Annotated in this window: 24 protein-coding genes; 8 read left to right on the top strand and 16 right to left on the bottom strand. The window is 73.1% G+C overall.

Annotation, left to right across the window (positions count from 1 at the left end; all coding sequences use genetic code 11):
• Window positions 1–70 precede the first annotated feature (70 nt).
• From ACVGV0_RS03135 to ACVGV0_RS03115, 5 genes are all read left to right on the top strand, one after another.
• Window positions 71–454, top strand: coding sequence for a DUF1707 SHOCT-like domain-containing protein (locus tag ACVGV0_RS03135; protein WP_459158346.1), 384 nt, complete (start codon window positions 71–73; stop codon window positions 452–454).
• A 65-nt stretch (window positions 455–519) separates the two neighbouring features.
• Window positions 520–1,176, top strand: a complete 657-nt coding sequence (locus tag ACVGV0_RS03130; RefSeq protein ID WP_459158345.1) for a DUF3558 domain-containing protein — start codon at window positions 520–522, stop codon at window positions 1,174–1,176.
• 209 nt (window positions 1,177–1,385) lie between these two features.
• The gene (locus tag ACVGV0_RS03125; RefSeq protein WP_459158344.1) at window positions 1,386–1,697 is read left to right on the top strand and encodes a hypothetical protein; all 312 of its coding nucleotides are present in this window, start codon (window positions 1,386–1,388) and stop codon (window positions 1,695–1,697) included.
• A gap of 31 nt (window positions 1,698–1,728) precedes the next feature.
• Window positions 1,729–2,643, top strand: coding sequence for a PPE domain-containing protein (locus ACVGV0_RS03120; RefSeq protein ID WP_459158343.1), 915 nt, complete (start codon window positions 1,729–1,731; stop codon window positions 2,641–2,643).
• The gene (locus ACVGV0_RS03115) at window positions 2,640–3,467 is read left to right on the top strand and encodes an ESX secretion-associated protein EspG (protein ID WP_459158342.1); all 828 of its coding nucleotides are present in this window, start codon (window positions 2,640–2,642) and stop codon (window positions 3,465–3,467) included. Before ACVGV0_RS03120 ends, ACVGV0_RS03115 begins: the two co-directional genes overlap by 4 nt.
• A 74-nt stretch (window positions 3,468–3,541) precedes the next feature.
• Here the strand turns inward: ACVGV0_RS03115 and ACVGV0_RS03110 are convergent, their stop codons facing one another.
• Window positions 3,542–5,299: a glycerol-3-phosphate dehydrogenase/oxidase gene (locus ACVGV0_RS03110; RefSeq protein WP_459158341.1), complete on the bottom strand. Its 1,758-nt coding sequence runs from the start codon at window positions 5,297–5,299 to the stop codon at window positions 3,542–3,544.
• 411 nt (window positions 5,300–5,710) lie between these two features.
• Here ACVGV0_RS03110 and ACVGV0_RS03105 point away from each other — a divergent pair, with 411 nt between their 5' ends.
• Both ACVGV0_RS03105 and glpK read left to right on the top strand, forming a co-directional pair.
• Window positions 5,711–6,463, top strand: coding sequence for an MIP/aquaporin family protein (locus ACVGV0_RS03105; RefSeq protein WP_459158340.1), 753 nt, complete (start codon window positions 5,711–5,713; stop codon window positions 6,461–6,463).
• Window positions 6,464–6,592: 129 nt separating this feature from the next.
• Window positions 6,593–8,098, top strand: coding sequence for a glycerol kinase GlpK (glpK, locus tag ACVGV0_RS03100; RefSeq protein WP_459158339.1), 1,506 nt, complete (start codon window positions 6,593–6,595; stop codon window positions 8,096–8,098).
• Between the two features lie 85 nt (window positions 8,099–8,183).
• Here the strand turns inward: glpK and ACVGV0_RS03095 are convergent, their stop codons facing one another.
• From ACVGV0_RS03095 to ACVGV0_RS03085, 3 genes are all read right to left on the bottom strand, one after another.
• Window positions 8,184–9,206: a tetratricopeptide repeat protein gene (locus tag ACVGV0_RS03095; protein WP_459158338.1), complete on the bottom strand. Its 1,023-nt coding sequence runs from the start codon at window positions 9,204–9,206 to the stop codon at window positions 8,184–8,186.
• Between the two features lie 253 nt (window positions 9,207–9,459).
• Window positions 9,460–9,855: a thiol-disulfide oxidoreductase DCC family protein gene (locus ACVGV0_RS03090; RefSeq protein ID WP_459158337.1), complete on the bottom strand. Its 396-nt coding sequence runs from the start codon at window positions 9,853–9,855 to the stop codon at window positions 9,460–9,462.
• 82 nt (window positions 9,856–9,937) lie between these two features.
• Window positions 9,938–11,341, bottom strand: a complete 1,404-nt coding sequence (locus ACVGV0_RS03085; protein ID WP_459158336.1) for an NAD(P)H-quinone dehydrogenase — start codon at window positions 11,339–11,341, stop codon at window positions 9,938–9,940.
• Window positions 11,342–11,494: 153 nt separating this feature from the next.
• Here ACVGV0_RS03085 and ACVGV0_RS03080 point away from each other — a divergent pair, with 153 nt between their 5' ends.
• Complete coding sequence (locus ACVGV0_RS03080) at window positions 11,495–11,947, top strand: gamma-glutamylcyclotransferase (RefSeq protein ID WP_459158335.1); 453 nt, start codon at window positions 11,495–11,497, stop codon at window positions 11,945–11,947.
• 10 nt (window positions 11,948–11,957) lie between these two features.
• Here ACVGV0_RS03080 and ACVGV0_RS03075 read toward each other — a convergent pair whose 3' ends face one another.
• The 12 genes from ACVGV0_RS03075 to mbhE form a co-directional block, all read right to left on the bottom strand.
• On the bottom strand, window positions 11,958–13,391 hold the full coding sequence (locus ACVGV0_RS03075) for an FGGY-family carbohydrate kinase (RefSeq protein ID WP_459158334.1): 1,434 nt from the start codon (window positions 13,389–13,391) through the stop codon (window positions 11,958–11,960).
• Window positions 13,392–13,419: 28 nt separating this feature from the next.
• On the bottom strand, window positions 13,420–14,130 hold the full coding sequence (locus ACVGV0_RS03070) for an HAD family hydrolase (protein WP_459158333.1): 711 nt from the start codon (window positions 14,128–14,130) through the stop codon (window positions 13,420–13,422).
• Window positions 14,131–14,223: 93 nt separating this feature from the next.
• The gene (locus ACVGV0_RS03065; protein WP_459158332.1) at window positions 14,224–14,898 is read right to left on the bottom strand and encodes a hypothetical protein; all 675 of its coding nucleotides are present in this window, start codon (window positions 14,896–14,898) and stop codon (window positions 14,224–14,226) included.
• Window positions 14,899–15,096: 198 nt separating this feature from the next.
• Window positions 15,097–16,365 (bottom strand): amidohydrolase, encoded by a 1,269-nt coding sequence (locus ACVGV0_RS03060; RefSeq protein WP_459159906.1) that lies wholly within the window; start codon window positions 16,363–16,365, stop codon window positions 15,097–15,099.
• An 846-nt stretch (window positions 16,366–17,211) separates the two neighbouring features.
• Window positions 17,212–17,556, bottom strand: coding sequence for a hypothetical protein (locus ACVGV0_RS03055; RefSeq protein WP_459158331.1), 345 nt, complete (start codon window positions 17,554–17,556; stop codon window positions 17,212–17,214).
• Between the two features lie 168 nt (window positions 17,557–17,724).
• Complete coding sequence (gene mnhG / locus ACVGV0_RS03050) at window positions 17,725–18,072, bottom strand: monovalent cation/H(+) antiporter subunit G (protein ID WP_459158330.1); 348 nt, start codon at window positions 18,070–18,072, stop codon at window positions 17,725–17,727.
• Window positions 18,069–18,335, bottom strand: a complete 267-nt coding sequence (locus ACVGV0_RS03045; protein WP_459158329.1) for a monovalent cation/H+ antiporter complex subunit F — start codon at window positions 18,333–18,335, stop codon at window positions 18,069–18,071. The genes mnhG and ACVGV0_RS03045 overlap by 4 nt, the downstream gene beginning before the upstream one ends.
• Before the next feature lie 4 nt (window positions 18,336–18,339).
• Window positions 18,340–18,894 (bottom strand): Na+/H+ antiporter subunit E, encoded by a 555-nt coding sequence (locus tag ACVGV0_RS03040; RefSeq protein ID WP_459158328.1) that lies wholly within the window; start codon window positions 18,892–18,894, stop codon window positions 18,340–18,342.
• Window positions 18,887–20,434, bottom strand: a complete 1,548-nt coding sequence (locus ACVGV0_RS03035; RefSeq protein ID WP_459158327.1) for a Na+/H+ antiporter subunit D — start codon at window positions 20,432–20,434, stop codon at window positions 18,887–18,889. Before ACVGV0_RS03035 ends, ACVGV0_RS03040 begins: the two co-directional genes overlap by 8 nt.
• Complete coding sequence (locus ACVGV0_RS03030; protein WP_459159905.1) at window positions 20,431–20,892, bottom strand: Na(+)/H(+) antiporter subunit C; 462 nt, start codon at window positions 20,890–20,892, stop codon at window positions 20,431–20,433. Before ACVGV0_RS03030 ends, ACVGV0_RS03035 begins: the two co-directional genes overlap by 4 nt.
• Window positions 20,893–20,897: 5 nt before the next feature.
• Complete coding sequence (locus ACVGV0_RS03025; RefSeq protein WP_459158326.1) at window positions 20,898–21,488, bottom strand: MnhB domain-containing protein; 591 nt, start codon at window positions 21,486–21,488, stop codon at window positions 20,898–20,900.
• Complete coding sequence (mbhE, locus tag ACVGV0_RS03020; protein ID WP_459158325.1) at window positions 21,485–23,896, bottom strand: hydrogen gas-evolving membrane-bound hydrogenase subunit E; 2,412 nt, start codon at window positions 23,894–23,896, stop codon at window positions 21,485–21,487. The genes ACVGV0_RS03025 and mbhE overlap by 4 nt, the downstream gene beginning before the upstream one ends.
• Window positions 23,897–24,202 lie beyond the last annotated feature (306 nt).

Raw genomic sequence — 24,202 nt, 5'->3', positions numbered from 1 at the left:
CGCGGTCAGGACCGCTCCGGCAGCTTCCCGCTGCTGTTTCCGGCGTGCCCGAAACGCCTAGGATGGCGGTGTGGACCGGGACGTGCGCATCGGCGACTCCGAGCGCCAGCAAGCGATGCGGCTGCTCGGTGAGCACTTCTCCGCCGGCCGGCTGGAACTCGCCGAGTACGACCAGCGCTGCCAGGACGCCGCGGCGGCGCGCTTCCGCTCCGATCTGCTCCCCCTCTTCGCCGACCTGCCCTCCCCGCGTCCCGACGTGCTCGAACCGGCCGCCCCGGCGCAGGCGCGACCACCCGCCCGCTCGGGCGGGAGCGGGTTCCCGCTGCGCCGGGTGGCGCTGATCGCGGGGGTGGCGCTGCTCGGCGTCGCGCTGCTGCTGACGATGAAGCAGCTGGGACTGGTGCTGCTCATCCCGCTGGTGATCGCCCTGTGCAGCGGGGCCTTCCGGCGGTAGCGGAGCGGCCACCACGGGTGGCCGAGCTCCTCCGGCGCGGAGAGCCTCTCCGCTACGGTGATCACATGCCCCGCGCACGGACCAGGACGAGTCGGCGGTTCACCGGCGGAGCGCTCGCCGCCTGCACCGCAGTGCTCTCCGGATGCGCCCTGTCCAGCCCGGACGAGCGCTCCGCCCACACAGCACCGCCACCACCGCCCCCTCCCCCGACGAGCAGCAGCGCCCCGCCGCCGGAACGCCCCGCCGACGTCCCGCTGAACGGGGTCGACCCGTGCGCGCTGCTCACCGACGACCAGCGCGAGCAGCTCGGCTTCGACCGCGCCCCCGTCGCGAACGTCGACGCCGGGTTCTCCGACGCACCGGCGTGCAGCCACCGCAACACCACCGCGCGGGTCGGCGCCCGCATCGCCCTGGTCGCCACCGAGGACATGAGCCTGTGGACCGACGACACGGCGCAGGTGGAAGCCACCCGGACGACGGTGCAGGACTTCCCCGCGCTGGTCATCAAGACACCGGGGCTCAACCTGTCCTGCAACGTCGCCGTGAGCACCGCGCAGGGGCAGCACATCGACGTGCTCTACCGCGACGACGGCGGGCACCCGCCCCCACCGCTCGAGCAGCTGTGCAGCGGGGCCCACCACGTCGCCGAGGAGGCCGTGGCCACCCTCACCTCCGGCGAACCGGGCGCGGAACGGGGCGGGAGCGTCGAACCGAGCCAGTGACGGGCGGACCCGCTGCGCGGAGTGCGGGCGTCCTCCGCGCAGCGCCTCCCGCGCGGCGCGGATCAGTGACTAGAGTGGCCGCGGAATCGTGCGCCGTGCCCGCGACCCACCGCCGCGGTGCGGGAGCGCGGGCTCCGTGTGGGAGGTACACCGTGCCAGCGAGTTCACCGGGCGAAGCCGTCCCCGGACCACGCGGTTCGGACGGATCGGTGCGCATCGAACCGTCGGCCATCCCGAACCTGGTCAGCTCCCTGCAGGGGTCGCTGGACGACGTCGGCGTGCAGATCGAGCACGCGATCACCGAACTGCGCATCCGCCCGTGGGCGGGCGACCCCGTCAGCACGCACGCCGCCGAGCAGTTCAACCAGCGCTCCGTCGAGGGCGGTGACGACGCGCTGACCGCCCTGTGCGACTACCGCGACCAGCTGCAGAACGCGGTCGAATCGTTGAACCGCGCCGACGACCAGTACCGGCGCCTCGACGAGGACAACGCGGCCGATCTCCGCGACAGCGGCTGCTGACCGCGCGCCGACTGCCCCCGAGGGGATGAACATGAGCGACCACCGCTGGCAGGGCTACAGCCATGCCGAGCTCTTCGCGCAGATCAACAGCGGGCCCGGGCCCGACGGCTCCACCGACCCGGCGCGCCGCTGGGGCGAGCTCACCCGGGCGCTCGACGAGATCGACGAGGGGATCGCCACCGCCGTGCGCTCCGCCGCAGCCGACTGGGAAGGCGCGGCCGCCGACAGCGCCCGCGACGGACTCCGCCCCCTCGCGGAGTGGGCCGCACGAGCCCGCCACGCGGCCGCCACCATGCGGGAGCGGGCCGAGCAGCAGGCCGAGTTCATCAGCCGCGCCCGCCGCGACATGCCCCCGCCGGTGCACGTGACCGCCGAAGAACCCGGTCCGGCGACGACGCTGCTGACGCACCTCTTCGGCGGGCAGACCGACTACGAGCACCAGGAAGCCCGCAAGGCGGCCGCCGAACAGCGCGCCCACGACGTGATGCGCAGCTACGAGAGCTCCACCGCGGCGAACACCACCGCGCTGGCCGCGTTCGACCGGCCGCCGCGGCCGGTCGTGGACGCGGGGACCGCGCCCGCACCCGCACCGGGGGGCTCGGCCGAACGCGCGGTCACCCTGAGCTGGACCGCCGCGCCCGGCGCGGGCGGCGCCACCGCGCGCCCCGGTGAGCAGCCGCTCCCCGGCCGGGCGCAGCCGGGGGCCGCCGCGCCCTCCCGCGGCGGCACGATCTCCGGCGCCACCGCACCTTCCCGCACCGGGACGACCTCCCGCACCGGCACGGCCGTCCCCCGCGGCGGAGCCGGCACGTCCCGGGACGGCGCGGACGACGGGGACGAGGCGACCGGGGGAACCGTCACCGAGGACCTCGGCCGCGGGGGAGGCTTCTTCGACGCTCCGCACACCACGGCGGTGCCGGTCATCGGGGGTGATCCGGACCGGTGATCGGCATCGGCGAGAGCGAGCGGCACGCGACCCGTCCCGTCGCCCTGTCCGCCGTGGAGCTCGACGTCCTCGTCGAGCACCTCGACCTGCACCCCGTCCCGCTCGTGCTCACCGTGCCCTCGCCGGGGCGCACGCACACCGAGCGCGCGCGCATCGCCGCGGACGCCTGGCAGGCGCTCATCGGACGCGGGCTCGCCGGTCCCACCGAGCCGGATCCGGAACTGGCAGCGCACCTGGAGGTGCTCACCAGTCCCGCTCGCGAGGTGGACGCCCGCCTGTGGCTCGGGCGCAGCGTGCGGGCGCTGGCCGCCGGGACCGGCGGCCAGCGGGCGGTGCTGGCGGTCAAGGACGGTGACGCGATCACGCTGCACCCGGTCGCGGCCGGGGGGCTGCCGCGGCAGGCCCTGTCCGTGCTGCCGGAAGCGCCCGCCGGCCCGGGGCGTTCGGTGTCGGTGCCCAGCGCCGACCTCGACGCGGCCGCCGCGGAGGCCGGTGACGACGTGCACGGGCTCACCGCGGCGCTGCAATCCCGGGGCGTGCGCCGCGACGACGCGGCGGCGGTCACCGACATGGTGCGCGGCGCGCGCTTCCAGGGGCAGTTCGGCGCAGCGGCCCGGGACCACCGGGGCAACCGCGTCCGCGCCGGGCACGTGGTCGGGTTCTTCGACACCGAGCGCGGCCGCTACCTGCAACTGCGCCGCAGCACGCCGTCCGGGCAGGAGTGGAGCACGCTCGCCCCGGTCGACGCGCGACGGCTGCTCGCCCAGGTGGAGGAGCTGCTCACCGAGTGCGGCTCGGACCCGCCGAGCGCGCGGCGGGGCTGAAGAGCTCGGCGGAGGGCCCGCGGTGCGCGAACGCCGGCCTGCGGCGGGAGGCCGACCTCGACGGGCCGTCCGGATCAGCCCACGTCGAGCGGAGCGAGGTTCTCCCGCGCTTCCGGCGCGGCGGAACGGGTCGCGTCGGCCGCCTCGTCGCTGGGCTGCATCTGCGAGTCCCGCTCGGCCTCGACGCGCTTGGTGTACACCTCCACCTCGCGCGCGATCCGCGCGTCGTCCCAACCGAGGGTCTCGGCCATCAGCCGCGCCACCGGCTCGGCCGAGTCGACACCGCGGTGCGGGTACTCGATCGAGATGCGGGTGCGCCGGGTGAGCACGTCCTCCAGGTGCAGCGCGCCTTCGTGCTCGCAGCCGTAGACGACCTCGACCTGCAGGTAGTCCGCGGCCTCGGGGACCGGTTTGAGCAGCTCCGGCCTGTCGGCGGCGAGCGCGAGCACGTCGTGCACCCGCGAGCCGTACCGGTTGAGCAGGTGGCGCACCCGGTGCGGGTGCAGGCCGTACTCGGAGGCCAGCTGGTCGATCTGGTTGACCAGGGCGTGGTACCCGTCCGCGCCGATCAGCGGTACCTCGTCGGTGATCGACGAGGCCACGCGCCCGCTGATGTCGGCGGCCGCGGCGTCGACCGCGTCGGCGGCCATGACCCGGTAGGTCGTGTACTTGCCGCCGGCGATGGCGACGAGACCGGGCGCCACGCGCGCGACCGCGTGCTCGCGGGAGAGCTTCGACGTGTCGTCGCTCTCCCCGGACAGCAGCGGCCGCAGCCCCGCGTAGACGCCTTCGATGTCCGCGTGCTCGAGCGGCGTGGCCAGCACCTCGTTGACGTGGCCGAGGATGTAGTCGATGTCGCTCTTCGTGGCCGCCGGGTGCGCCAGGTCGAGCTTCCAGTCGGTGTCGGTGGTACCGATGATCCAGTGGTTGTCCCACGGGATGACGAACAGCACCGACTTCTCCGTGCGCAGGATCAGGCCGGTCTCACCGACGATGCGGTCGCGGGGGACGACGATGTGCACGCCCTTGCTGGCCTTCACCCGGAACCGGCCGCGCCCGCCGGAGAGCTTCTGCAGCTCGTCGGTCCACACTCCGGTCGCGTTGACGACGGTCTGCGCCTGCACGTCCGTTTCCGCACCGGTCTCGGTGTCGCGCACGCGCGCCCCCACGACCCGGTCGGCATCGCGCAGGAAGTCGACCACCTGGGTGGAGGTGGTCATCGCCGCGCCGTAGCTGGCCGCGGTGCGGGCGACGGTCATCGTGTGCCGCGCGTCGTCGGCCTGCGCGTCGTAGTAGCGGATGCCGCCGACGAACGCGTCGTTCTTCAGCGCGGGCATCATCCGCAGCGCACCGGCGCGGGTGAGGTGCTTCTGCCCCGGCACGGAACGCGCACCGCCCATCGTGTCGTACAGCGCCAGACCGGCTGCGGTGTACGGGCGTTCCCAGAAGCGGTGGGTCAGCGGGTACAGGAAGCTGACGGGCTTGACCAGGTGCGGCGCGATCTTGGTCAGCATCAGCTCGCGCTCGGTCAGGGCTTCCTTGACGAGGGAGAACTCGAGCTGTTCGAGGTAGCGCAGACCGCCGTGGAAGAGCTTGCTGGACCGGCTCGACGTCCCGGCGGCGAAGTCGCGCGCCTCGACCATCGCCACGCGCAGCCCGCGCGTGGCCGCGTCCAACGCGACCCCGGAACCGGTGACCCCGCCGCCGATGACGAGGACGTCGAACCTCTCGTTTCCGAGCCGGCGCCAGTTGTCGGTCCGTTCAGCGGGTCCGAGCTTGCCGCCGCGGCGAAACGCCTCGCTGCCTGTCGTACCGGTCGTGTGGTTGGACACCAGACGTCCTCCTCGCTCGGATCGCGTCCTGCGTTCGACGCGGACGTGCACCGCCGACGCCGTCCCGGGCGACCATCATGCCGCAGCTGAGCGAACAGCGCCCGACGCGCTCCGCCTCCCCCGGGGGAGCCGCGCGGGTTCGGCGATGCCGCCCGCAGTCTAACGCTCGTCCGCGCGCACTTCCCGCATCTGGGACTTCCCGGCGAGGGCTTGCCGGATGCGGCCGCGCCGGCAGTCCCAGGTGGACTTCGGTGCCGTTCGGCGGGGCGGGGTGGCGGCAACCGTGGACACGTGTTGCGATGCGGCAGTACTGTTCCGACTCGTTCCATGTCGGACATCGGGAGCGCCCTGCTGGAGCGCCCCTGCTGGAGTGCCCTGCCCGGAACGGCCGAGGCGTGAAGGAACGGCGGTATGAGCTACGGCGAAATATTCCTCTGGGAAGCCCTCGGAACCGGTTTGTTGACGCTGCTCGGCTGCGGCGTGGTGGCGAACGTAACCCTCAGCCGCACGCTCGGCCACGGCGGCGGCTTCCTGATGGTGAACGTCGGCTGGGGTTTCGCGGTGTTCACCGGTGCCAGCGTTGCGGCGCCGACGGACGGGCACATCAACCCCGCGGTGACGTTCGGGATGGCGGTCAACGGGCAGACACCGTGGTCCGAGGTCCCCGTCTACGTGGTCGCGCAGGTCGTCGGCGGCTGCATCGGCGCCGTGCTGTGCTGGGCCGCCTACAAGCTGCAGTTCGACACGCACGACGACCCGGCGAACACCCTCGGCATCTTCTCCACCGTCCCGACCGTGCCGAACAAGCCGTGGAACACCGTGACCGAGATCATCGGGACGTTCGTCCTCGTGTTCTGGATCATCCAGTCCCCGCAGGCCACCCCCGGCGACGTACCGGGCATCCCGGAGTTCGGGAACGCAGCGCTCGGCTACGCCGGGGTGGCGTTCGTCGTCATGACCATCGGCAACTCGCTGGGCGGGCCCACGGGCTACGCCATCAACCCGGCCCGCGATCTCGGCCCCCGCATCGCGTACGCGTTCCTGCCGATCCGCGGGAAGGGCACCGCCGGGTGGGACTACTCCTGGGTTCCGATCCTGGGCCCGCTCCTGGGCGGGGGGCTCGCCGGAGCCGTCGCCCTCCTCCTCCCCGCCACCGGAGCGTAGGAGGGCTCCGCTGGGACATTCCGCGTGCCGTTGCTGTTGGGGACCGGGTCCGGCTGGAGCGGTGCGCCGCAGCACCAGCAGGACCCGGCTGGATCGGCACACCGTCGTACACAGGAAGGTGAGCAGCACATGACCTCCTACATCGCCGCCATCGACCAGGGAACGACGTCGACGCGCTGCATGGTCTTCAACCGCGAGGGGCGCGTCGTTTCCTCGGAGCAGGTGGAGCACCGGCAGGTCCTCCCCCGCGCCGGCTGGGTGGAGCACGATCCGGAGGAGATCTGGGCGAACGTCCGGCAGGTGTGCGCCGGGGCGCTCGCGAAGGCGGACCTCGTCACCGGCGACATCGCCGCCTGCGGCATCACGAACCAGCGCGAGACGACGGTGCTGTGGGACAAGAACACCGGCAAGCCCGTGCACAACGCGATCGTCTGGCAGGACACCCGCACCGTCGACCTGGTGAACTACTTCTCCTCCGGTGCGGGTGGGCAGAACCGGTACCACAGCAAGACCGGCCTGACGCTGTCGCCGTACTTCTCCGGAACCAAGATCCGCTGGCTGCTGGACAATGTGGACGGTCTGCGGGAGCGCGCCGAACGCGGCGAGATCCTGTTCGGAACCATGGACACGTGGGTCATCTGGAACTCCACCGGCGGGACCGACGGCGGTCTGCACATCACCGACGCCACCAACGCCTCCCGCACCCTGCTGATGGACCTGGAGACCCTGCAGTGGGACGAGGGCATCTGCGCCGAGTTCGGGATCCCGATGTCCATGCTGCCGGAAATCCGCTCCTCCTCGGAGGTCTACGGGCAGTTCCGGGAGCGCGGCGCCCTCGGCGGGGTCCCGATCGCCGGCATCCTCGGTGACCAGCAGGCGGCGACGTTCGGGCAGGCGTGCCTGTCGCCGGGCGAGGCGAAGAACACCTACGGCACCGGCAACTTCCTGCTGCTCAACACCGGGACCGAGCCGGTGCTCAGCGAGAACGGCCTGCTCACGACCGTCGGGTACAAGCTCGGCGACGAGCACACGGTGTACTGCCTCGAGGGCTCGATCGCCGTGACCGGCTCGCTGGTGCAGTGGCTGCGCGACAACCTCGGCATGATCGCCACCGCCCCCGAGATCGAACAGCTCGCGAGCACGGTCGAGGACAACGGCGACACCTACTTCGTCCCCGCCTTCTCCGGCCTGTTCGCCCCGCACTGGCGCGCGGACGCGCGGGGCGCGATCGTCGGCCTGACCCGCTTCGTCAACCGCGGGCACCTCGCCCGCGCGGTGCTGGAAGCCACGGCGTTCCAGACCCGCGAGGTCATCGAAGCGATGAACGCCGACTCCGGTGTGCCGCTCAAGTCGCTGAAGGTCGACGGCGGCATGGTATTCAACGAGCTGCTCATGCAGTTCCAGTCCGACATCCTCGGCGTGCCCGTGGTGCGACCCGTGGTCAACGAGACCACCGCGCTCGGCGCTGCCTACGCGGCCGGGCTCGCCGTCGGATTCTGGACCAGCACGCACGACGTCCGCTCGAACTGGCAGCTGGACAAGGAGTGGACTCCGCAGATGCCGGCGGACCAGCGCGAGCAGCAGTACCACCAGTGGCAGAAGGCGGTGACGAAGACCTTCGACTGGGTCGAGTGAACGCACCCGCTGAAGCCTCCCGCGCGGCCGGGAGCGGGTCCTGGGGCTGTCCCCTCCCCTGCAGCCCCTCCCCTGCAGCTCCTCCCTACAGCGAGGCGTCCGGGCAGAATTCGGCTGCGGCTTCGGTGACCAGCCGGGTGAGCCCGGGCAGGTCGTGCCCCTGAGCCGTGTCGCGCAGCTCCCGCAAATGCCGTTCCGTCTCGCTCCGTGGTCGACCGAGCCGCGCCCTGCTCTTCACCAGCCCCAGCCGGGCGAGCAGGAGCCCGCGCGGCTCGTGCAGCTCCGCGAAGCGCTGGCAGGCGTCCTCGTAGACCCGTGCGGCCTCCCCGTGCCAGCAGGCACGGAAGAGCACGTTCCCGCGCATCTTGCGGTTGTAGGCCAACGCGCTGTCCAGCCGCATGTCCCGGCAGATCCGCTCGCCCCGCGTCAGCAGCCGCAGCGGCTCCTCGTGCTCGCCGAACAACGAACGCACGTCGGCCATGCCGCGCAGCGCCCACGCGCTCCCCCGGTCGTCACCGCCCTCCTCGGCGACGCGCTGCGCCTCGGAGAAGCGGTCCCACGCAGCGGACAGGTCCCCCTCCTGCCGGTCGATCTGCGCCAGGCCCTCCAAGGACCACACGATGTGCCGGCACTCCCCGCGCTGCCGCGCCTCGGCGAGCAGCTCCTCGTGCAGCGGACGCGCCCGAACGTAATCCCCCTGAATGCGCAGCGTTTCCGCGATCCCGGCGCGCGTGTACCCGTGCGCGAGCAGATCACCCGCTTCCCAGGCGAAATCGCGCCCGCGGACCAGCCACCGCAGCGCCAGCCGCATCCGCCCGCGCTGCCGGGCCAGCGTTCCGCCGCTCCACAGCGCCCAGGCCATGCCGGCGCGGTCCTCGCGGTGCTGCGAGGCGCGGTAGCTCGACCGCCACGCCTCCTCCGCAGCGGTGAGCTCGCCCAACCTGCGGCACGCCTCCGCTTCCGCCAGCCGCGCCTGCGCGAACTCGCCCCCGTTGGCGCTGTGCCGGGAGCGCTCCCGCGCCTGCTGCAGCACGTCCGCGTACGACGCGTTCACGGACAGCTCTCCCAGCGCACCCCGGTATTCGGGCGCGAATGCCTGACCGACCATCGTCCTCCCCCTCGCAGGCCGCACGTGCAGAGTCCACATCGGACCGATGCGAACGCGGGGCCACCGGTGCGGAGCCACCGATGCGGGGCCACCGATGCGGGGCCACCGGCCCGCCGTTTCCGACACCTGCGACGTTACGGAGGGAGAGGACTGCTGCGACTCGGCCGAAAAGACATGCCGAGTCGACCTATCGGCCAGGGTTCGCCCGTGCATTCCTCGAACTTCCGTCCGAGACGCCGGAGCGCCCCGTGGTTCACTCCGGCTGCGTCCCGCGCGGACGCTCGTGCGGGGGGAGCTGGCACGCGGGTGTCGTGCCCGGCAGCCGATGCCGGTGGTCGGCGGTCCACCGGTAGGCGCGCTCGGCCAGGAACCGCACCCCGGGCAGGTCCAGCGCGCGCCCGAGCGCGCGCCACGGCAGCGCCGCCGAGCGCAGCACCCCGGCCACCGCTGCGGCACCGCCGAGCACGCGGCCGTCCGCAGCGACCCACAGCACTTCGCCCCGCGCCCGCTCGGTCGTCGTGCGGTACGCCGCGAGGTCGGCTTCCTGCCAGGGCACGACGCGCATCCGCACCGGAAGGCGCGCAGCGATGCGGACGCAGCGCGTGCAGAAGCCGCAGTCACCGTCGTAGATCAGCACCTGCGAGCGCATCGGCCACCTCCCGCGAGCTCGAGGAACCTCCCGGGCGGAACGTACACCCGAGCGGTCGGCGGCGCCGCCGACCGGCGGCTCGTCAGTCGAGGTCGTCGTGGCGCATCAGCTGCCGGCCGGCCTCGGTGAGCGAGCCGGACAACGAGGGGTAGACCGAGAACGTGCTGGCCAGGTCGTCAACGGTGACCTGGTTCTGCACCGCCATCGCGATCGGCAGGATCAGCTCGCTCGCGTTCGGCGCGACGACGACGCCGCCCACCACGACACCGGTCTGCGGGCGGCAGAAGACCTTGAGGAACCCGCGGCGCAGCCCCTCCATCTTCGCCCGCGGGTTCGTGGCCAGCGGCAACGTGACCGTGCGCGCCGGAACCTCGCCGGAGTCGATGGCCTGCTGGCTGATGCCGACCGTGGCGATCTCCGGGTGGGTGAACACGTTGGCAGCGACGGTCTTCAGCTTGATCGGGGAAACGCCCTCGCCGAGCGCGTGCCACATGGCGATCCGCCCCTGCATCGCGGCGACCGAGGCCAGCGGCAGCACCCCCGTGCAGTCCCCGGCCGCGTACACCCCGGAGACGTTCGTGCGCGAGACGCGGTCGACCGGGGTGTAGCCACCGCGGTCGATTTCGACACCCACCCGCTCCAGGCCGATGCCGTCGGTGTTCGGCACCGAGCCCACGGTCATCAGCGCGTGGCTGGCCTCCACCTGCCGCCCGTCGGCGAGGTGGATCAGCACGCCCGAGTCGGTGCGCTCCACCCGCTCGGCGCGCGCGTGCTTGACGACCTCGGTGCCGCGTTCGGTGAAGACCTCCTCCAGCACGCGCGCCGCGTCGGCGTCCTCGTGCGGCAGCACGCGGTCCCGGCTGGAGATCATCGAGACCTTCACGCCCATCTCGGTGTAGGCGGAGGCGAACTCGACACCGGTCACACCGGAGCCGATGACGGCGAGGTGCTCCGGCAGGTCGGGCAGGTCGTAGAGCTGGCGCCAGGTGAGGATGCGCTCGCCGTCCGGTTCGGCGCCGGGGAGGATGCGGGGGGTCGCACCGGTGGCGATCATGACCTGGTCGGCGATGAGCTCCTCGAACCCGCCGTCGGCGAGGTCGACGCCGATGTGGTGCTGGGCCATGCCCAGCTGGGTGTTGGTGAAGCGGGCCCGCCCGGGGAGGATCTTGACGCCCTCGCGGCGCACGCGGGAGCGGATGTCGGCCGACTGCGCCAGCGCGAGGCCCTTGACCCGACCGTGCACGACCGAGACCTCCACGTCGGCGTCCACGTCACCGGTGCGGATGCCGAGGTCGCGCGCGTCGCGGAAGGAGGACCGGGCACCGGCGGAGGCGATGAACGTCTTCGAGGGCACGCAGTCGTAGAGCACGCACGCCCCACCCAAGCCCTCCGGCTCGACCAGCGTGACGTCCGCCCCGTGCTGCGCGGCGACCAGGGCCGCCTCGTACCCCGCGGGGCCGCCTCCCATGATCACGATGCGGGTCACTTCGCCTCCCGTTCCGCGTGTGGGCACCGGCACTCACGGTACGCGGCGAGCGATTCCGGCAATATGGGTGGTGACACGCGATGGCATGCACCACGGCCAGGGATTTCGCCCTCCGGGCTTCGTTCACGGCGATCGATCGCTACCCTGTGACATGTGCCGCTGTACGCCGCATACGGATCCAACATGGATCCCAACTACATGACAACGCGTGCCCCCCACTCACCGATGGCGGGCACGGGATGGCTGATGGACTGGCGGTTGACCTTCGGCGGGGAGGACTACGGCTGGGAAGGCGCCCTCGCCACGATCGTCGAAGAGTCCGACGCCCAGGTCTTCACCGTCCTGTACGACCTCAGCGAGTTCGACGAGCGGAGGATGAACGGCTGGGAGGGCACGGAGCTCGGCATGTACCGGAAGCTGCGCCTGCGGGTGCAGACCCTCGACGGTCCGGTGCTGGCGTGGCTGCACGTGCTCGAGGCCTACGAGGGCGGTCTGCCGTCGGCGCGCTACCTCGGCTTGATCGCCGATGCCGCCGAGTCCGCCGGCGCTCCCGCGGATTACGTCACCGAACTGCGCACGCGCCCGTGCCGCAACGTCGGCCCGTGAACGCGGCGGTTCACAGCCACCCCCTCCTGCGCAGTTCGGCGGTGAAGCGCCGGTAGTTCTCGTCGAGGCGGTCGACCTCCGCCGGCTCCGGTTCGACGACCTCGCCCGAGCCGACCATGGCAGCGGCAGCTTCGCCCAAGCCGGTGTGCGCGCTGCCGGTGGCGGCCAGCACCGCCGCTCCCAGGGCGGTGCGGGCCCGGAGCATCCGCATCACCGGCCGGTTCAGCACCGAGGCGCGGATCCGGCACCACACGCGGCTGGCGGAGCCGCCTCCGGCGGTGCGGACGGGCCCCACCGCCGGAGCACCCAACTGTTCCAGCCGGCTCAGCGCGAGGCGCTCGGCGAAGGCCACGCCTTCCAGCCGAGCGCGGTAGTCCTCCACGGCATCGGCCGGCTCGCCGAGCGTGAAAGCGGCGGCCTCGTCCGCGCGGAAGGGGAACCGCTCCCCCTCGCCGCGCAGCGGGTAGCTCACCACGCCGGCCGGGCCGCGCCGCTGCGCCGCCTCGTCCCGCTCGGCCAGGCCGTCCGGGTCGAGGTCGGACAGGGCGGACCCGCCGATGTTGGCCGCACCGCCGGGCAACCACAGCCCCTCCGGGTGCAGGTGGCTGTACACCGCTCCGCTCGGGTCGGACACCGGTTGCTCGCTGACCCCTTTGAGCACGAGCGTGGTGCCGAGCACGGTGACGAACTCGCCGGTGCCGACCGCGCCGCAGGCCAGCTGCCCCGCGCACCCGTCGGTCATGCCGGCGCGCACGACGCAGCCGACCGGCAGCCCGGTCTGCTCGGCCGCGTGCGCGCTGACGGTGCCCAGCGGCGTGGTGGGGAGCACGACCTCCGGCAGCAGGTGCTCGGGCACCCCGAGGGCGTCGAACACCTCGCTCGCCCACTCGCCGCGAACGGCGTCGTAGCCGCTCTTGAGGGCGTGACTGGTGTCGGTGGGCACGGCGGTTCCGACGAGCTCCCGGGCGATGACGTCGGGCGTGTGGCACACGCGCGCCGCCGGTTCGCGGCTGCGGCGCACGAGCCAGGCGAGGTGCGCCAGCCCCGACCCCGCGGAGGGCACGATGCCGCTGTGCCGCCACCGCTCGCGGCCGGCGTCCGCGGCGATCCCGGCTTCGCGCACCCCGCGGCGGTCGTCGTACATCACCGCCGGGCCGAGCGGAGCGCCCGTCTCGTCGACGAGCACGACGGTGCCCGAGGTCGCCGACACCGACAGGGCCGAGATCGCGGCGCTCCGCTCGCCCAGGGCGGTGCAGCACTCGCGCAGGCACGCCCGCACGGCGGGCCACCAGGCGGTGGCGTCCTGCTCGGAAGCCCCGCACTCGTCGCGGACCGGTTCCGGCAACGCGCGCGTGGCCGCGGCCCGCACCCGTCCGCGCGGGTCGTGGATCTGCACGCGCACGTTCGCCGTGGCGACGTCGACGCCGGCGAACAGCTCGGTCACGGCCGAACCTCCTTGCCCGTCCTGCTCGTCACGCGGAGGTGAGGCGGCGCAACGCGGTGGGGAGCTCCGCCAGCCCCGGGATCGTCGCGTCCGCTTCCGCCCGCTGCTGCGGCGTCGGCTCGGGCGGGGCCTCGCCCCGCACGACCCACACGGTGCGCAGGCCGAGGCGCCGGGCGCCGCGCACGTCGGTGTCCAGCCGGTTCCCGACGTGCGCGGCGCGCTCGGCGGGCACGCCGGCCTGCTGCAGCGCGTGCTCGAAGATCGCCGGGTCGGGCTTCTCGGCACCCACGGTTTCGGAGATCGCCCAGATGTCGACGTGCTCGGCGACCCCGTCGCGGCGCAGCGCGTCCACGACGAGGGAGCGCTGGTTGGCCACGACCGCGATCGCGTACTGCCCGGAGAGCTCGCGCAGGGCGGGCAGCACGTCCGGGTACAGCGCCTCCGGCGGGTACTCCCAGCGCGCAGCGGCGCGCCGGGAGAGCTCCGGGCGGTCCGCGGCGGTGAGGAAGCGCTCGGCGACGGCAGTGCGCAGCGAGCCCCGCTGCGCCTGCCGGCACTCGTCGTAGACGCGCTGGAACGCCTCGGCGTCGACGTCGGCGCCGCGCTCGCCGGCGAGTTCCCGCGCCGCTCCCAGGAGCGCGTCGCGGTAGACCACGTCGTCGTAGATCGGCCCGCCCACGTCGAGCAGGACGAGGTTGATCTCCGCAGTCGCAGCGGAGTCGCCCGGGTTCGCCGTCACGTCGGTCCTTTCCACCGGGAGCCCCGCGGCCCCGACTCACGCATCACGCAAAAGATAACATGATTCCTGATAAAAATAACAGTATTTGTGCGGTCAGGCCCCGTCCCGCAGCGAATGCGCCTCCTCCGCAGGGGGACACCAGGCCAGCTCCAGCAACCCGGCCGCCTGCCGCGTGCCCCGCCGGTCCCTGCGGCTGGACAGGCGCTCGGCCAAGCGCGTCCGGAAGCGCTCCGCCCGCTCGCCCAGCAGCGCGAAGGCCTGCTCCACGCTCGCCAGCGCCACCCGGTGCGGCCCGGTGCACAACAGCTCCGCCAGCGCCACGTCCAGGGCGAGCACCGGCAGCCCGTCGAGCTCGACGACGTCGGACTCGCGGATCCACGACTGGTGCACCGCCAGCCCGTGGCCTGGTCGCGGGTCGCGGTCGTAGGGAACGGTGACGTGCACGGTGCGCTCCGCAGCGGCCGGACAGCCGTGCAGCGCCACGGCGGTCGGCCCGGACAGCACGGCGCGGTCGCCGGCACGCAGCACGCCGGCCGCGGCGCGCGTCAGCGGATCCCGCATCCGGGAGGAGGGCACGACCACCCCGGTCCACGGCTCCCGCAACGTCCCCTCGCGCACCGCCTCGCCCACGACGGCGGGTCCGAGCAGCTCCTCCGCGGCGCTCCGGGACAGCGCCCCGTGCAGCGTCTCGTCCCAGAACCGGCCCGGCGGGGTGAGGTCCTCGGCGCATCGTTGCCAGCGGTCGTTCCATGCGGTGTTCGACGTCATGCCCTGGAGAGCCGCGCAACCCCGCGATCCGGGCAGCTACCGCACACGTTCACTTCGATCGGGTGACTCCGTGGCGCGGTGCGCGGGCCCGTCCCCGCGCAGACCGGCCCGGCACGCAGGAGGCGCCGCGGCCGCCCTCCCGCGACCGGGCCGGGCAGCTGGCCCCCGGCCAGGGCCCCGCAGCCGCGCCCGACGGCCTCACGCCCCCGGTCCGGCCGGTTCCTGACCGCCGGTGTACTGCCGCAGCACGTGCAGCGCCGTGTGCACCATCGTGCGCACCCCGACGAACAGCGCCCGCTCGTCCAGCGCGAAACCGGCGTGGTGCAGGTCCCCGGTCTGCACGCCCTCGCCCTGCACGCCGAGCCGGGCGAAGGCCCCCGGCACGTTCTCCAGGTACCAGCCGAAGTCCTCGCCGCCGGAGGACTGCGGGGTACCGCTGAGCGCGTGCTCGCCGAGCGCCTCGGCCACCCCGGCGCGCAGCAGGGCCGTGCTCGTGCCGTCGTTGACGACCGGCGGCACCCCGCGCCGGTGGTGCAGGTCGATGCCCACGTCCAGCGGCCCCAGCAGGCTGTGCACGATCTCGGAGACCAGCGGTTCGAGCTTGGCCCAGGTGTCCCGGTCACCGGTGCGCAGCGTGCCGCGCAGGACGCCCTGCTGCGGAACGGCGTTGGGCGCCTCGCCGGCGTGCACCGCGCCCCAGGTCAGCACGGTCCCGGTCCGCGGGTCGACGCGGCGGGACAGCACCGCGGGGACCTCCGTGATCGCCGTGCCCAGCGCGTGCACCAGATCCGCGGTGAGGTGCGGGCGCGAGGTGTGCCCGCCCGGCGAGCTCAGCCGCAGCTCCAGCAGGTCGGCGGCGGAAGTGATGGCGCCCGCGCGGGTTCCGACAGAGCCCACCGGCAGCCGCGGGTCGCAGTGCAGCCCGAAGATCCGGTCGACCCCGTCGAGCCACCCCTCGGCGAGCACGTCCAGCGCCCCGCCGGGCATGACCTCCTCGGCGGGTTGGAAGACCAGCCGGACCCGCCCGGGCAGGTCCGGCACCTGCGCCAGCGCCAGGCCCGCCGCCAGCGTGATCACCGCGTGCGCGTCGTGCCCGCACACGTGCGCCACTCCCTCCTCGGTGGAGGAGTACGGCAGCCCGCTGCTCTCGGTGACCGGAAGCGCGTCGATGTCCGCGCGCAGGGCGATCGTCGGTCCGGCCGGATCGCCGACGTCGCACACGAGTCCGGTCCCGACGTCCAGCGGCCGCGGGTTCAGCCCCTCCTGCTGCAGGAGGTCGCTCAGCAGGGCCGTGGTCCCGTGCTCCGCTCGCGAGAGCTCCGGCCGGCGGTGCAGGTGCCGCCGCCACGACACGATCCGCTCGCCGCGGCGCGCCAGCCAGTCGTCCAACCAGGCCGGACCGCGTCCCGCACCGAGGTCCACCACACCTGATTCCACACTGGACATGGTGCCGCCGCGACCGGTCAGCGGCTCGGCGGCGCTCCCGCCGGGGGAACCGTCGCCTGCCCGTTCCGCGGGCGAACCGTGCGAGTACGTCGCAGTCACGCCATGCCTCCGTTCTCGTGCGGGAACCGCGCCCGATCTCCCGCACCGGCTTCGCTGTGTCCGTTGCACGAACCGCGGCGCGCACCGCTCCGGTGCGCACGCGCAGCGACGACCGCGCCCGAAAAGCCGCGCGACTGCAGCACCGCCGCCCGCGGGAACCGTTCAGCGGTGCGGCGCGTGCAGCTCACCGCGCAGCACGACGCGCGGTCGGGAGCAGCCCGCCCACCGCCGCGAGCGGTCCGGGGCACCGCCCCCGGCTCCGGTGCCGGTCCGGCCCGGTCGAGCCGCGGGAGCGCCCGCACGGCGGGACCGGCGCGCGGCCGTGGTTCGGCCGGCTGCGCGGTCGGGCAGTGCGCGGGCGGTCCTCCCGAGGGGGCGGTGGAACTCGCACGGCAGCGGGCACTCCGCTCGCCAGCTGGCGCGGTCGCCAGCTGGTGCACATCCTGCCGCAGGAGGAGAGCGGACGAGAGCGCAGGCGCCCGCGGAACCGGTCATCGGTCGCCACTCTGCGCTGAACGGGTGAGCGGAGTTCGGCAGAACCGATCGAGAAAGCGGCGCAACCGCTCGAAGAGAGGTGGGCCGGCACCGGTCGGGGGGCTTCCCGGTGCCGGACCACGAACACCCCTCGGTGTCGGCCTGGTGCCGATCACCAACGGGCAGTTGTGAAAATCCCACAGGTTCGGCGCGAGGTCTAGTCCGGTCCCGGAATCAGTCCGGAGAACTTCTCGCCAAAACCGACCACCTGGATGGTTTCACGTGCAGCGGGCACTACTTCTTCCACTTCACGAACAGCACGGGCTTCTTCCGCGCCCGCCGCGAGAGCAGCACCAGCCCGATCAGCGCCACACCGCCGACGCCGATGGCGATGTCCTGCCGGCTGCGCTGCTCGGTCGCGCCGGAGTCCCGGCCCGGCCCCGGGGGCGCCTGAACCGCGGCGGCGGGAGCGCGACCGTGCCCCGCCGGGGCGCTCACCGCCGGGGTGCGCGCAGCCGGGGGCTCGGCGGGCGCAGCGGCCTGGGCCAGACCGGGCAGGCCGAGCAGGGCAACGCTCACGACCAGCCCGGCGAGCACTCGCCGGCACGTGCTGCGCGTGGTGGGACACGTGCTGGGCATGGCAGCTCCCTCCGCTGTGGGCGCACCTGCGGGCGCAACGCCGGCGCGCACCGCCTCCACGGCACGTCCGGCGCCGGCCATTCGATCATAATCACCGCGCCCGCGGACCGTCCCGCGCCGCAGATCCCCCGATCCGACGTGCGGACACCGGGCGGCGCAGGAAGCGCGTCACCGCACCCGCTCCTCGCGGCGCAACCGCTCCCCCAGGTCGTCCACCCGGAGGGTGCTGCGGTCGAGGCTGTCGGCGCGGTAGCCCGCCCGCCCCACCAGCTGGGCCGTGATCGGCGAGATGAGCATCTGGAACAGCCCCACGAGGATCAGCCCGGAGGCGTAGACGAAATCCAGCCGCACCGCCGTGCCCACCAGGATCAGCAGCAAACCCAGGGTCTGCGGCTTCGTCGCGGCCTGCAGCCGCGCGGCCACGTCCGGGAAGCGGACGACGCCGACGGCGCCGAGCAGGCAGGACAGCGCGCCCGACAGCAGGCACACGGCGGAGAGGACGTCGAGCCAGTTCACCGGTACGGCTCCTTTCGCTCGACCAGGCGGGCGGCGGTGACCGTGCCGATGAACCCGAGCAGCGCGACCGCGGCCAGCAGCGCCACGTTGGCCCCGTTCCGCTGGGCGGCCATGCTCGCGCACACGGCGGCCACGACCAGCGTGAGGAACACGTCGACCGCCACGATCCTGTCCATGGTGGACCGACCCAGCAGCAGGCGGGCGAGCACGAGCAGTCCGGCCAGGCACAGCAGGCCGAACGTCGCGACGAACACCCAGAACACGGCTTCAGCCCTCCGTTCCCCGCGCGGCGACCCGCTCGACCTGGTCCCGCGCGCCGACCGCGTTGACCACCAAGCGCTCCAGCTGCAGCACGTCGCGGCGCACGGTCCACGCGGTGGACTCGGTCACCCCGAGCCCGTAGACGTAGCAGATCCGGTTGAGGCGGTCGATCTGCAGCACGAACTTGCCCGGCGCCAGCGAGACCCCGCTGGCCACCATGGCGATGAGGTGGTCGGAGTCCGCCCGCATCGACACCGCCACGATCGACGCGGGCGTTCCCGGCCCGTACCGCAGCGCCTGCCAGGACACCCGCACGGTCGACACGAGCAGGTCCGCGGCGAGGTAGGCCAGCAGGCGCAGCAGCGCCACCGGGCGCACCACGAGCTCGGTGCGGATCGCCGGCACCGGGAACACCAGCGCGACGAGCAGCGCCACGAGCACGCCGTACACCAGGGTGCGCAGGTCGAACGTGCCCCACAGCAGCAGCCACACCAGCGTCAGCCAGAGCACCAGCGGCACCCGCCGCAGCTGGCGGTGCCGCCACGTCACGCGCTCACTCACCGGCAGCACCTCCCTCGGAGGTCGTCACCACGGCGGAGCGGTACCCCTCGGCGTGCATCAGGTCCTCCGCGGCGCGCCGGCTGATCCCGGCCAGCGGCCCCGCCGCGGCGGCGATGACCAGGCTCGCGGTCACCAGCAGCGCCGAGGCCAGCACCATCGGGCGGTTCGTCGTCGCGGTGCCCACGACCAGCTCGTCGGTGGGGTCCGGATCCTCCTCGGGTGCCTTGACCTGGCCCCAGAAGGCGCGGGTCCACACGCGCGCCATGGCGTACAGCGTCAGCAGGCTGGTCAGCACCGCCCCGCCGGTGACCACGTAGGCCGGCCACGTGCCCGCGCCGACACCGGACTGCAGCAGCGCCAGCTTGGCCACGAACCCGGAGAACGGCGGGATCCCGGCCAGGCTCAGCGCGGGCAGGGCGAACAGCACGGCGATGAGCGGCGAGGCGCGCGCCAGCCCGCCCATGCGGGTGAGCGCCACCGTGCCCGTGCGCCGCGCGATCAAGCCCGCGACCAGGAACAGTGTGGCCTGCACGGTGATGTGGTGCACCACGTACAGGATCACCCCGGTCAGCCCGGCCACGTCGTAGACGCCGAGCCCGAACAGCATGTAGCCGATGTGGCTGACCAGCAGGAACGACATGAGGCGGTTGAGGTCGTTCTGCGCCAGCGCGCCGAGCGCTCCGATGATCATGGTGGCCAGCGCGATCACGAGCATGAAGTCCCAGCTCGCCTGGTGGCCGAACACCAGCGTCTGGGTGCGGATCAGCGCGTAGACGCCGACCTTGGTCAGCAGTCCGGCGAACACGGCCGTCACCGGCGCCGGCGCGGTCGGGTAGCTGTCCGGCAGCCAGAAGTGCAGCGGCACCATGGCCGACTTGATGCCGAACACGATGACCACCAGCAGCGCCAGTCCGATGCGGAGCCCCTCGGGCAGCTCCGCGATGCGCGGGCCCAGGTCGGCCATGTTGACCGTGCCCGTGGCCGCGTACACCAGCGCGATCATCGTGATGAACAGCAGCGAGGAGGTGATGCTGACGATCACGTAGGTCATCCCGGCACGGATCCGCCGGGCCGTGGTGCGCCGGGTGATGAGCACGTACGACGAGGTCAGCATGATCTCGAAGGCGACGAACAGGTTGAACAGGTCGCCGGTGAGGTAGGCCAGCGACACCCCCGCCGCGAGCATCATGTACATCGGGTGGAACGTGGTGCTCGGCCGCTCCCGCCCGTAGTCGGTGATGCGCTGCCCGATGGAGAACACGAGCACGCCGAAGGTCACCACCGAGGAGACCACCAGCAGCAGCGACGAGAGCCGGTCGGCCACGAGCGTGATCCCGAACGGCGCCGGCCACGCGCCCACCTGCAGCACCAGCGGCCCGCCGTGGTCGGCGGCGTGCAGCAGCGCGCCCGAGACGGCGATGATGACCGCCAGCACCACCAGCCCGATGATCCGCTGGAGGTCGGCGAACCGGCCCAGCGCCAGCGACAGCCCCGCCGCCATCAGCGGCAGCAGCACGGGCAGGGCCACCAGGACGGTCACCGGATCGCCCCCTCGTCCTCGCGCATCTCGTCTTCGTGCACCTCGGCGTCGGCCATCGAGTCGTCCTCGGTCTCGCCCTCCTCGGACTCGGCCAGCTGCCGCTCGAGCCGGCGGATGCGTCGGTCCTCGAGGTCGTCGCGCACCTCGTCGTCACCCAGCAGCGTCCAGGAGCGGTAGGCCAGGGCGAGCAGGAAGGTCGTCAGCCCGAAGGTGATCACGATGGCGGTCAGCGCCAGCGCCTGCGGCAGCGGATCGGTCATCTCCGCCGGCAGCGCCGAACCGATGAACGGCGCGCGCCCCGGCGGCCCGCCGGCCAGCTGCAGCAGCAGGTTCGAGGCGTGCCCGATGACCACGACGCCGAGCAGGATGCGCACCAGCGACCGCTGCATCAGCAGGTAGAAGCCCACCGAGTACAGCACGGCCAGCAGCACGACCATGGTCAGGTTGACGGTGGCCATGCCGATCACGACTGCCCCCTCTCCGCCGCGGCGGCATCGGCCTCGATCGCCGAGCCGAGCGTGCGCAGCAGGTCGAGCACCACTCCGACGATCAGCAGGTAGACCCCGACGTCGAGCACGAGGCTGGACATCAGCTTGAGCTCGCCCAGCAGCGGCGCGTTCAGCTTGACGATCTCCCCCGTGAGCACGGGGTCGCCGGCGACCAGCGGCAACAGCGCGGTGAGCACGGTCAGGGTGATCCCGCAGCCGATGAGCACCGGCGGGCGCAGCGGGACCACGGCGCTGCCGTCCATGCGACCGCCGGCGAGGTAGCGCAGCACGAACGCCTGCCCGGCCACGAGCCCGCCGCTGAACCCGCCGCCGACGCGGTAGTGCCCGGCGAACAGCAGGTACAGCGACAGCACGAGCACCGTGGGGAACACGGTCCGCGCGGCCAGCTCCAGCAGCACGGTGCGTTCGCGGCTGTCCCGCGGGAACCCGGTGAGCAGCCAGCGCTCGGTCGGGGCGTCCCAGTTGGTCCAGGAGCGGCGCACCTGGCGGGTTTCCAGTTCGGAGGTGCCGCGCTGGCCGGACAGCGCGGATCCGCCGTTGGTCATTGCCGGCCCTCCTCGTGCGTCTCGGTTCCGTTCGCGGTGCTGCTCGGCGCCGGGGTGCCCGCGTCCTCGGTGGGCGGCGAGCCGGTGACGGGACGCGGGGTGACGCCGGCGCTGCGCTTCCGGCGCTCGTGCCGGCCCGCGAGGATGAGGCTGGCCACCCCGGTGGCGGTGATGCCCAGCACCGAGATCTCGCCGACGGTGTCCAGCGCGCGGAAGTCGATGAGGATGGCGTTGACGACGTTGTGCGCGCCGGCGCCCTCCTCGGCGTTGGCGATGAAGTTGCCGCTCACGGCCGAGGGGCTCCGGCGCGCGGCGCTGAACACCAGCGCGGACACGGCGATGAAAGTGCCCACGGCGCCGGCGACGAGCGCGCGCGGCCAGCGCAGCGTGTTGGTGCCGTCCTGGCCGAAGCGCACCGGCAGCCGGCGCAGCACGAAGACGAACACGACCAGGGTCAGCGTCTCGACCATGAACTGGGCCAGCGCCAGGTCGGGTCCGCCGTCCACGATGAACAGCCCGCCGATGCAGTACCCGATGACGCCGACCATGAGCACCGCCGTGAGGCGGCGGCGCGCGCGCAGCGCGGCGAAGGCCGCGACGATGGCCCCGAAGGCCAGCGCGACCTGCAGCGGGTTGTCGTAGGCGCGCAGGTCCGCGGGCAGGTCCGCGTGGTGGGTGAGCATCACCGCACCCGGCACGCACAGCACCATCAGCAGGATGACGCCCAGGTAGATCGGCAGCGACCCGGCCTGCAGCCGACCGGTGACGCCGACCGCGGTCCGCTCCAGCCCGGCCATGATCGCCTCGTAGCCGCGCTGCGCGTCGGCGATCCGGGGCAACCGGGCGCGGAACGCGCTGACCGGGTCGCGCGCGAGGTGCAGCGCGACACCGCCGATCAGGGCGACCGCCGAGCACAGCAGCGCGAGGTTGAACCCGTGCCACAGCTCGAGGTGGTACGGGTCCGGGCCGACCGCGAAGTTCGACGCGTAGCCGCCGGCGAGCACGTCGGTGACCGGATAGCCGATCCCGAGCACGATGCTGGCGGCCGCGGGCAGCGCGGCCGGCACCCACAGCACCGGGCCCGGTGCGGCCGCCCGGCTCGGGGCCAGGCCCTCCTTCGTGGCGAAAGCGCCCCACAGCAGCCGAGCGGTGTAGCCGACGGTGAGGACGGAGCCGACGAGCAGGCCGATCGTCCCCCAGGTGCTCAACGCGCCCCCACCGGCGATGAACGATGCGAAAGCGGCCTCCTTGCCGAGGAAGCCCAACGTCGGCGGCACCCCGGCCATGGAGAGGCCGGCGACCGACGCCAGCGCGGCCAGCCACGGCATGCGCCGGCCCATCCCGGACAGCTCGCGCGTGTCCCGAGTCCCCGCCTGGTGGTCGATGATGCCGATGACCAGGAACAGCGCTGCCTTGAACATGCCGTGGGCGAGCAGCATCGTGTCGGCGGCGAGCATCGTGGTGTACGTGCCCGGTCCGGCGAGCACCATCAGGAACCCGAGCTGGCTGACCGTTCCGTAGGCGAGCAGCTTCTTCAGGTCGTGCTCGTGCAGCGCGCGCCACCCCGCCACGATCATCGTGGCGAGGCCGAACACCACCGCGAGCACCGTCCACAGCTCGACCCCGGCGAACACCGGGGCCATCCGGGCCACGAGGAACACCCCGGCCTTGACCATCGACGCCGCGTGCAGGTAAGCGCTGATCGGCGTGGGCGCGATCATCGCGGCGGGCAACCAGTTGTGGAAGGGCAGCTGGGCGGACTTGGTGAACGCGCCGACGAGGACGAGCACGGCCGCCACCGCGGTGGCCGCACCGCCGGGCGGGTCGGCGGCGAGCTCGGAGATCCGGTAGGTGCCCGCGGTCTCGCCGAGCACCACGAACCCGAGCAGCATGACCAGCCCGCCGAGGGTGGTGACCATCAGCGCCTGCACCGAGGAGCGCCGCGACTCGCGGCTCACACCGGCCTGCCCGACGAGCAGGAACGAGCAGATCGTGGTGAGTTCCCAGAAGATGTAGACGGTGAGCAGGTCGTCGGCGAGGACGAGCCCGAGCATCACGGCCGCGAAGGTCAGCAGCAGCGGCGCGGAGCGGCGCGCGGCACCGCTGCCGGGTGCGAAGTAACCGGCGGAGTAGACCAGCACCAGGGCGCCGATGCCGGTGACCAGGATCGTCAGCAGCAGTGCGAGGGAGTCGAGGCGGAAGGTGAACTCGAGTCCGAGCAGCGGTGCCCACGCCAAGCTCTCGGTTCGCGGCACCCCGCCGAGCGCGCTGCCGGCGTGCGCCAGGCTCCAGCCGAGCATCGCGGCGGGCGGAACGGCGGCGGCGAAGAAGGCGGCCCGCGTGCTGCGCCGGGCGAGCGCCGGGAGCGCACCCGCCACGAGCAGGTGCACGAGGACGAACGCGAGCAAGGACACCTCCTCGTTGCCGGACGGTCACCGCCACCGGACGCGGACGCGCACCGCGCGTGGCGGCCCGCTGCGACCGCCCGGATCCCCGGGTCGGCGCGCCCACCCGTGGTTGGGACGTGTTCGGCACCCGGGAGGCCAGCAGTCCGACCGGTGCGGACGCGCGCGGCACACCGTCCGGCTCGCCGAGTTCGACGTCGGTGAACTCGCCCGGGATTGTTCGCCACCCGCTGTCCGCACGCACCGCGACACTCCCCGCGTTCGCGAGGTGCGCCGGCAGCTCGCGCATCCGCCGACCGCGCACCGCCG

The organism is Salinifilum ghardaiensis, assembly GCF_054491345.1.
The sequence above is the reverse complement of the archived record's forward strand: the minus strand, read 5'-3'. Positions and strand labels throughout refer to the sequence as shown.

Coding starts and splice junctions, on each gene's coding strand:
- ACVGV0_RS03130 (WP_459158345.1), top strand. CDS start 520: ATGCCCCGCGCACGGACCAGGACGAGTCGGCGGTTCACCGGCGGAGCG.
- ACVGV0_RS03120 (WP_459158343.1), top strand. CDS start 1,729: ATGAGCGACCACCGCTGGCAGGGCTACAGCCATGCCGAGCTCTTCGCG.
- ACVGV0_RS03105 (WP_459158340.1), top strand. CDS start 5,711: ATGAGCTACGGCGAAATATTCCTCTGGGAAGCCCTCGGAACCGGTTTG.
- glpK (WP_459158339.1), top strand. CDS start 6,593: ATGACCTCCTACATCGCCGCCATCGACCAGGGAACGACGTCGACGCGC.
- ACVGV0_RS03095 (WP_459158338.1), bottom strand. CDS start 9,206: ATGGTCGGTCAGGCATTCGCGCCCGAATACCGGGGTGCGCTGGGAGAG.
- ACVGV0_RS03090 (WP_459158337.1), bottom strand. CDS start 9,855: ATGCGCTCGCAGGTGCTGATCTACGACGGTGACTGCGGCTTCTGCACG.
- ACVGV0_RS03065 (WP_459158332.1), bottom strand. CDS start 14,898: ATGACGTCGAACACCGCATGGAACGACCGCTGGCAACGATGCGCCGAG.
- ACVGV0_RS03055 (WP_459158331.1), bottom strand. CDS start 17,556: ATGCCCAGCACGTGTCCCACCACGCGCAGCACGTGCCGGCGAGTGCTC.
- ACVGV0_RS03030 (WP_459159905.1), bottom strand. CDS start 20,892: ATGGCCACCGTCAACCTGACCATGGTCGTGCTGCTGGCCGTGCTGTAC.
- ACVGV0_RS03025 (WP_459158326.1), bottom strand. CDS start 21,488: ATGACCAACGGCGGATCCGCGCTGTCCGGCCAGCGCGGCACCTCCGAA.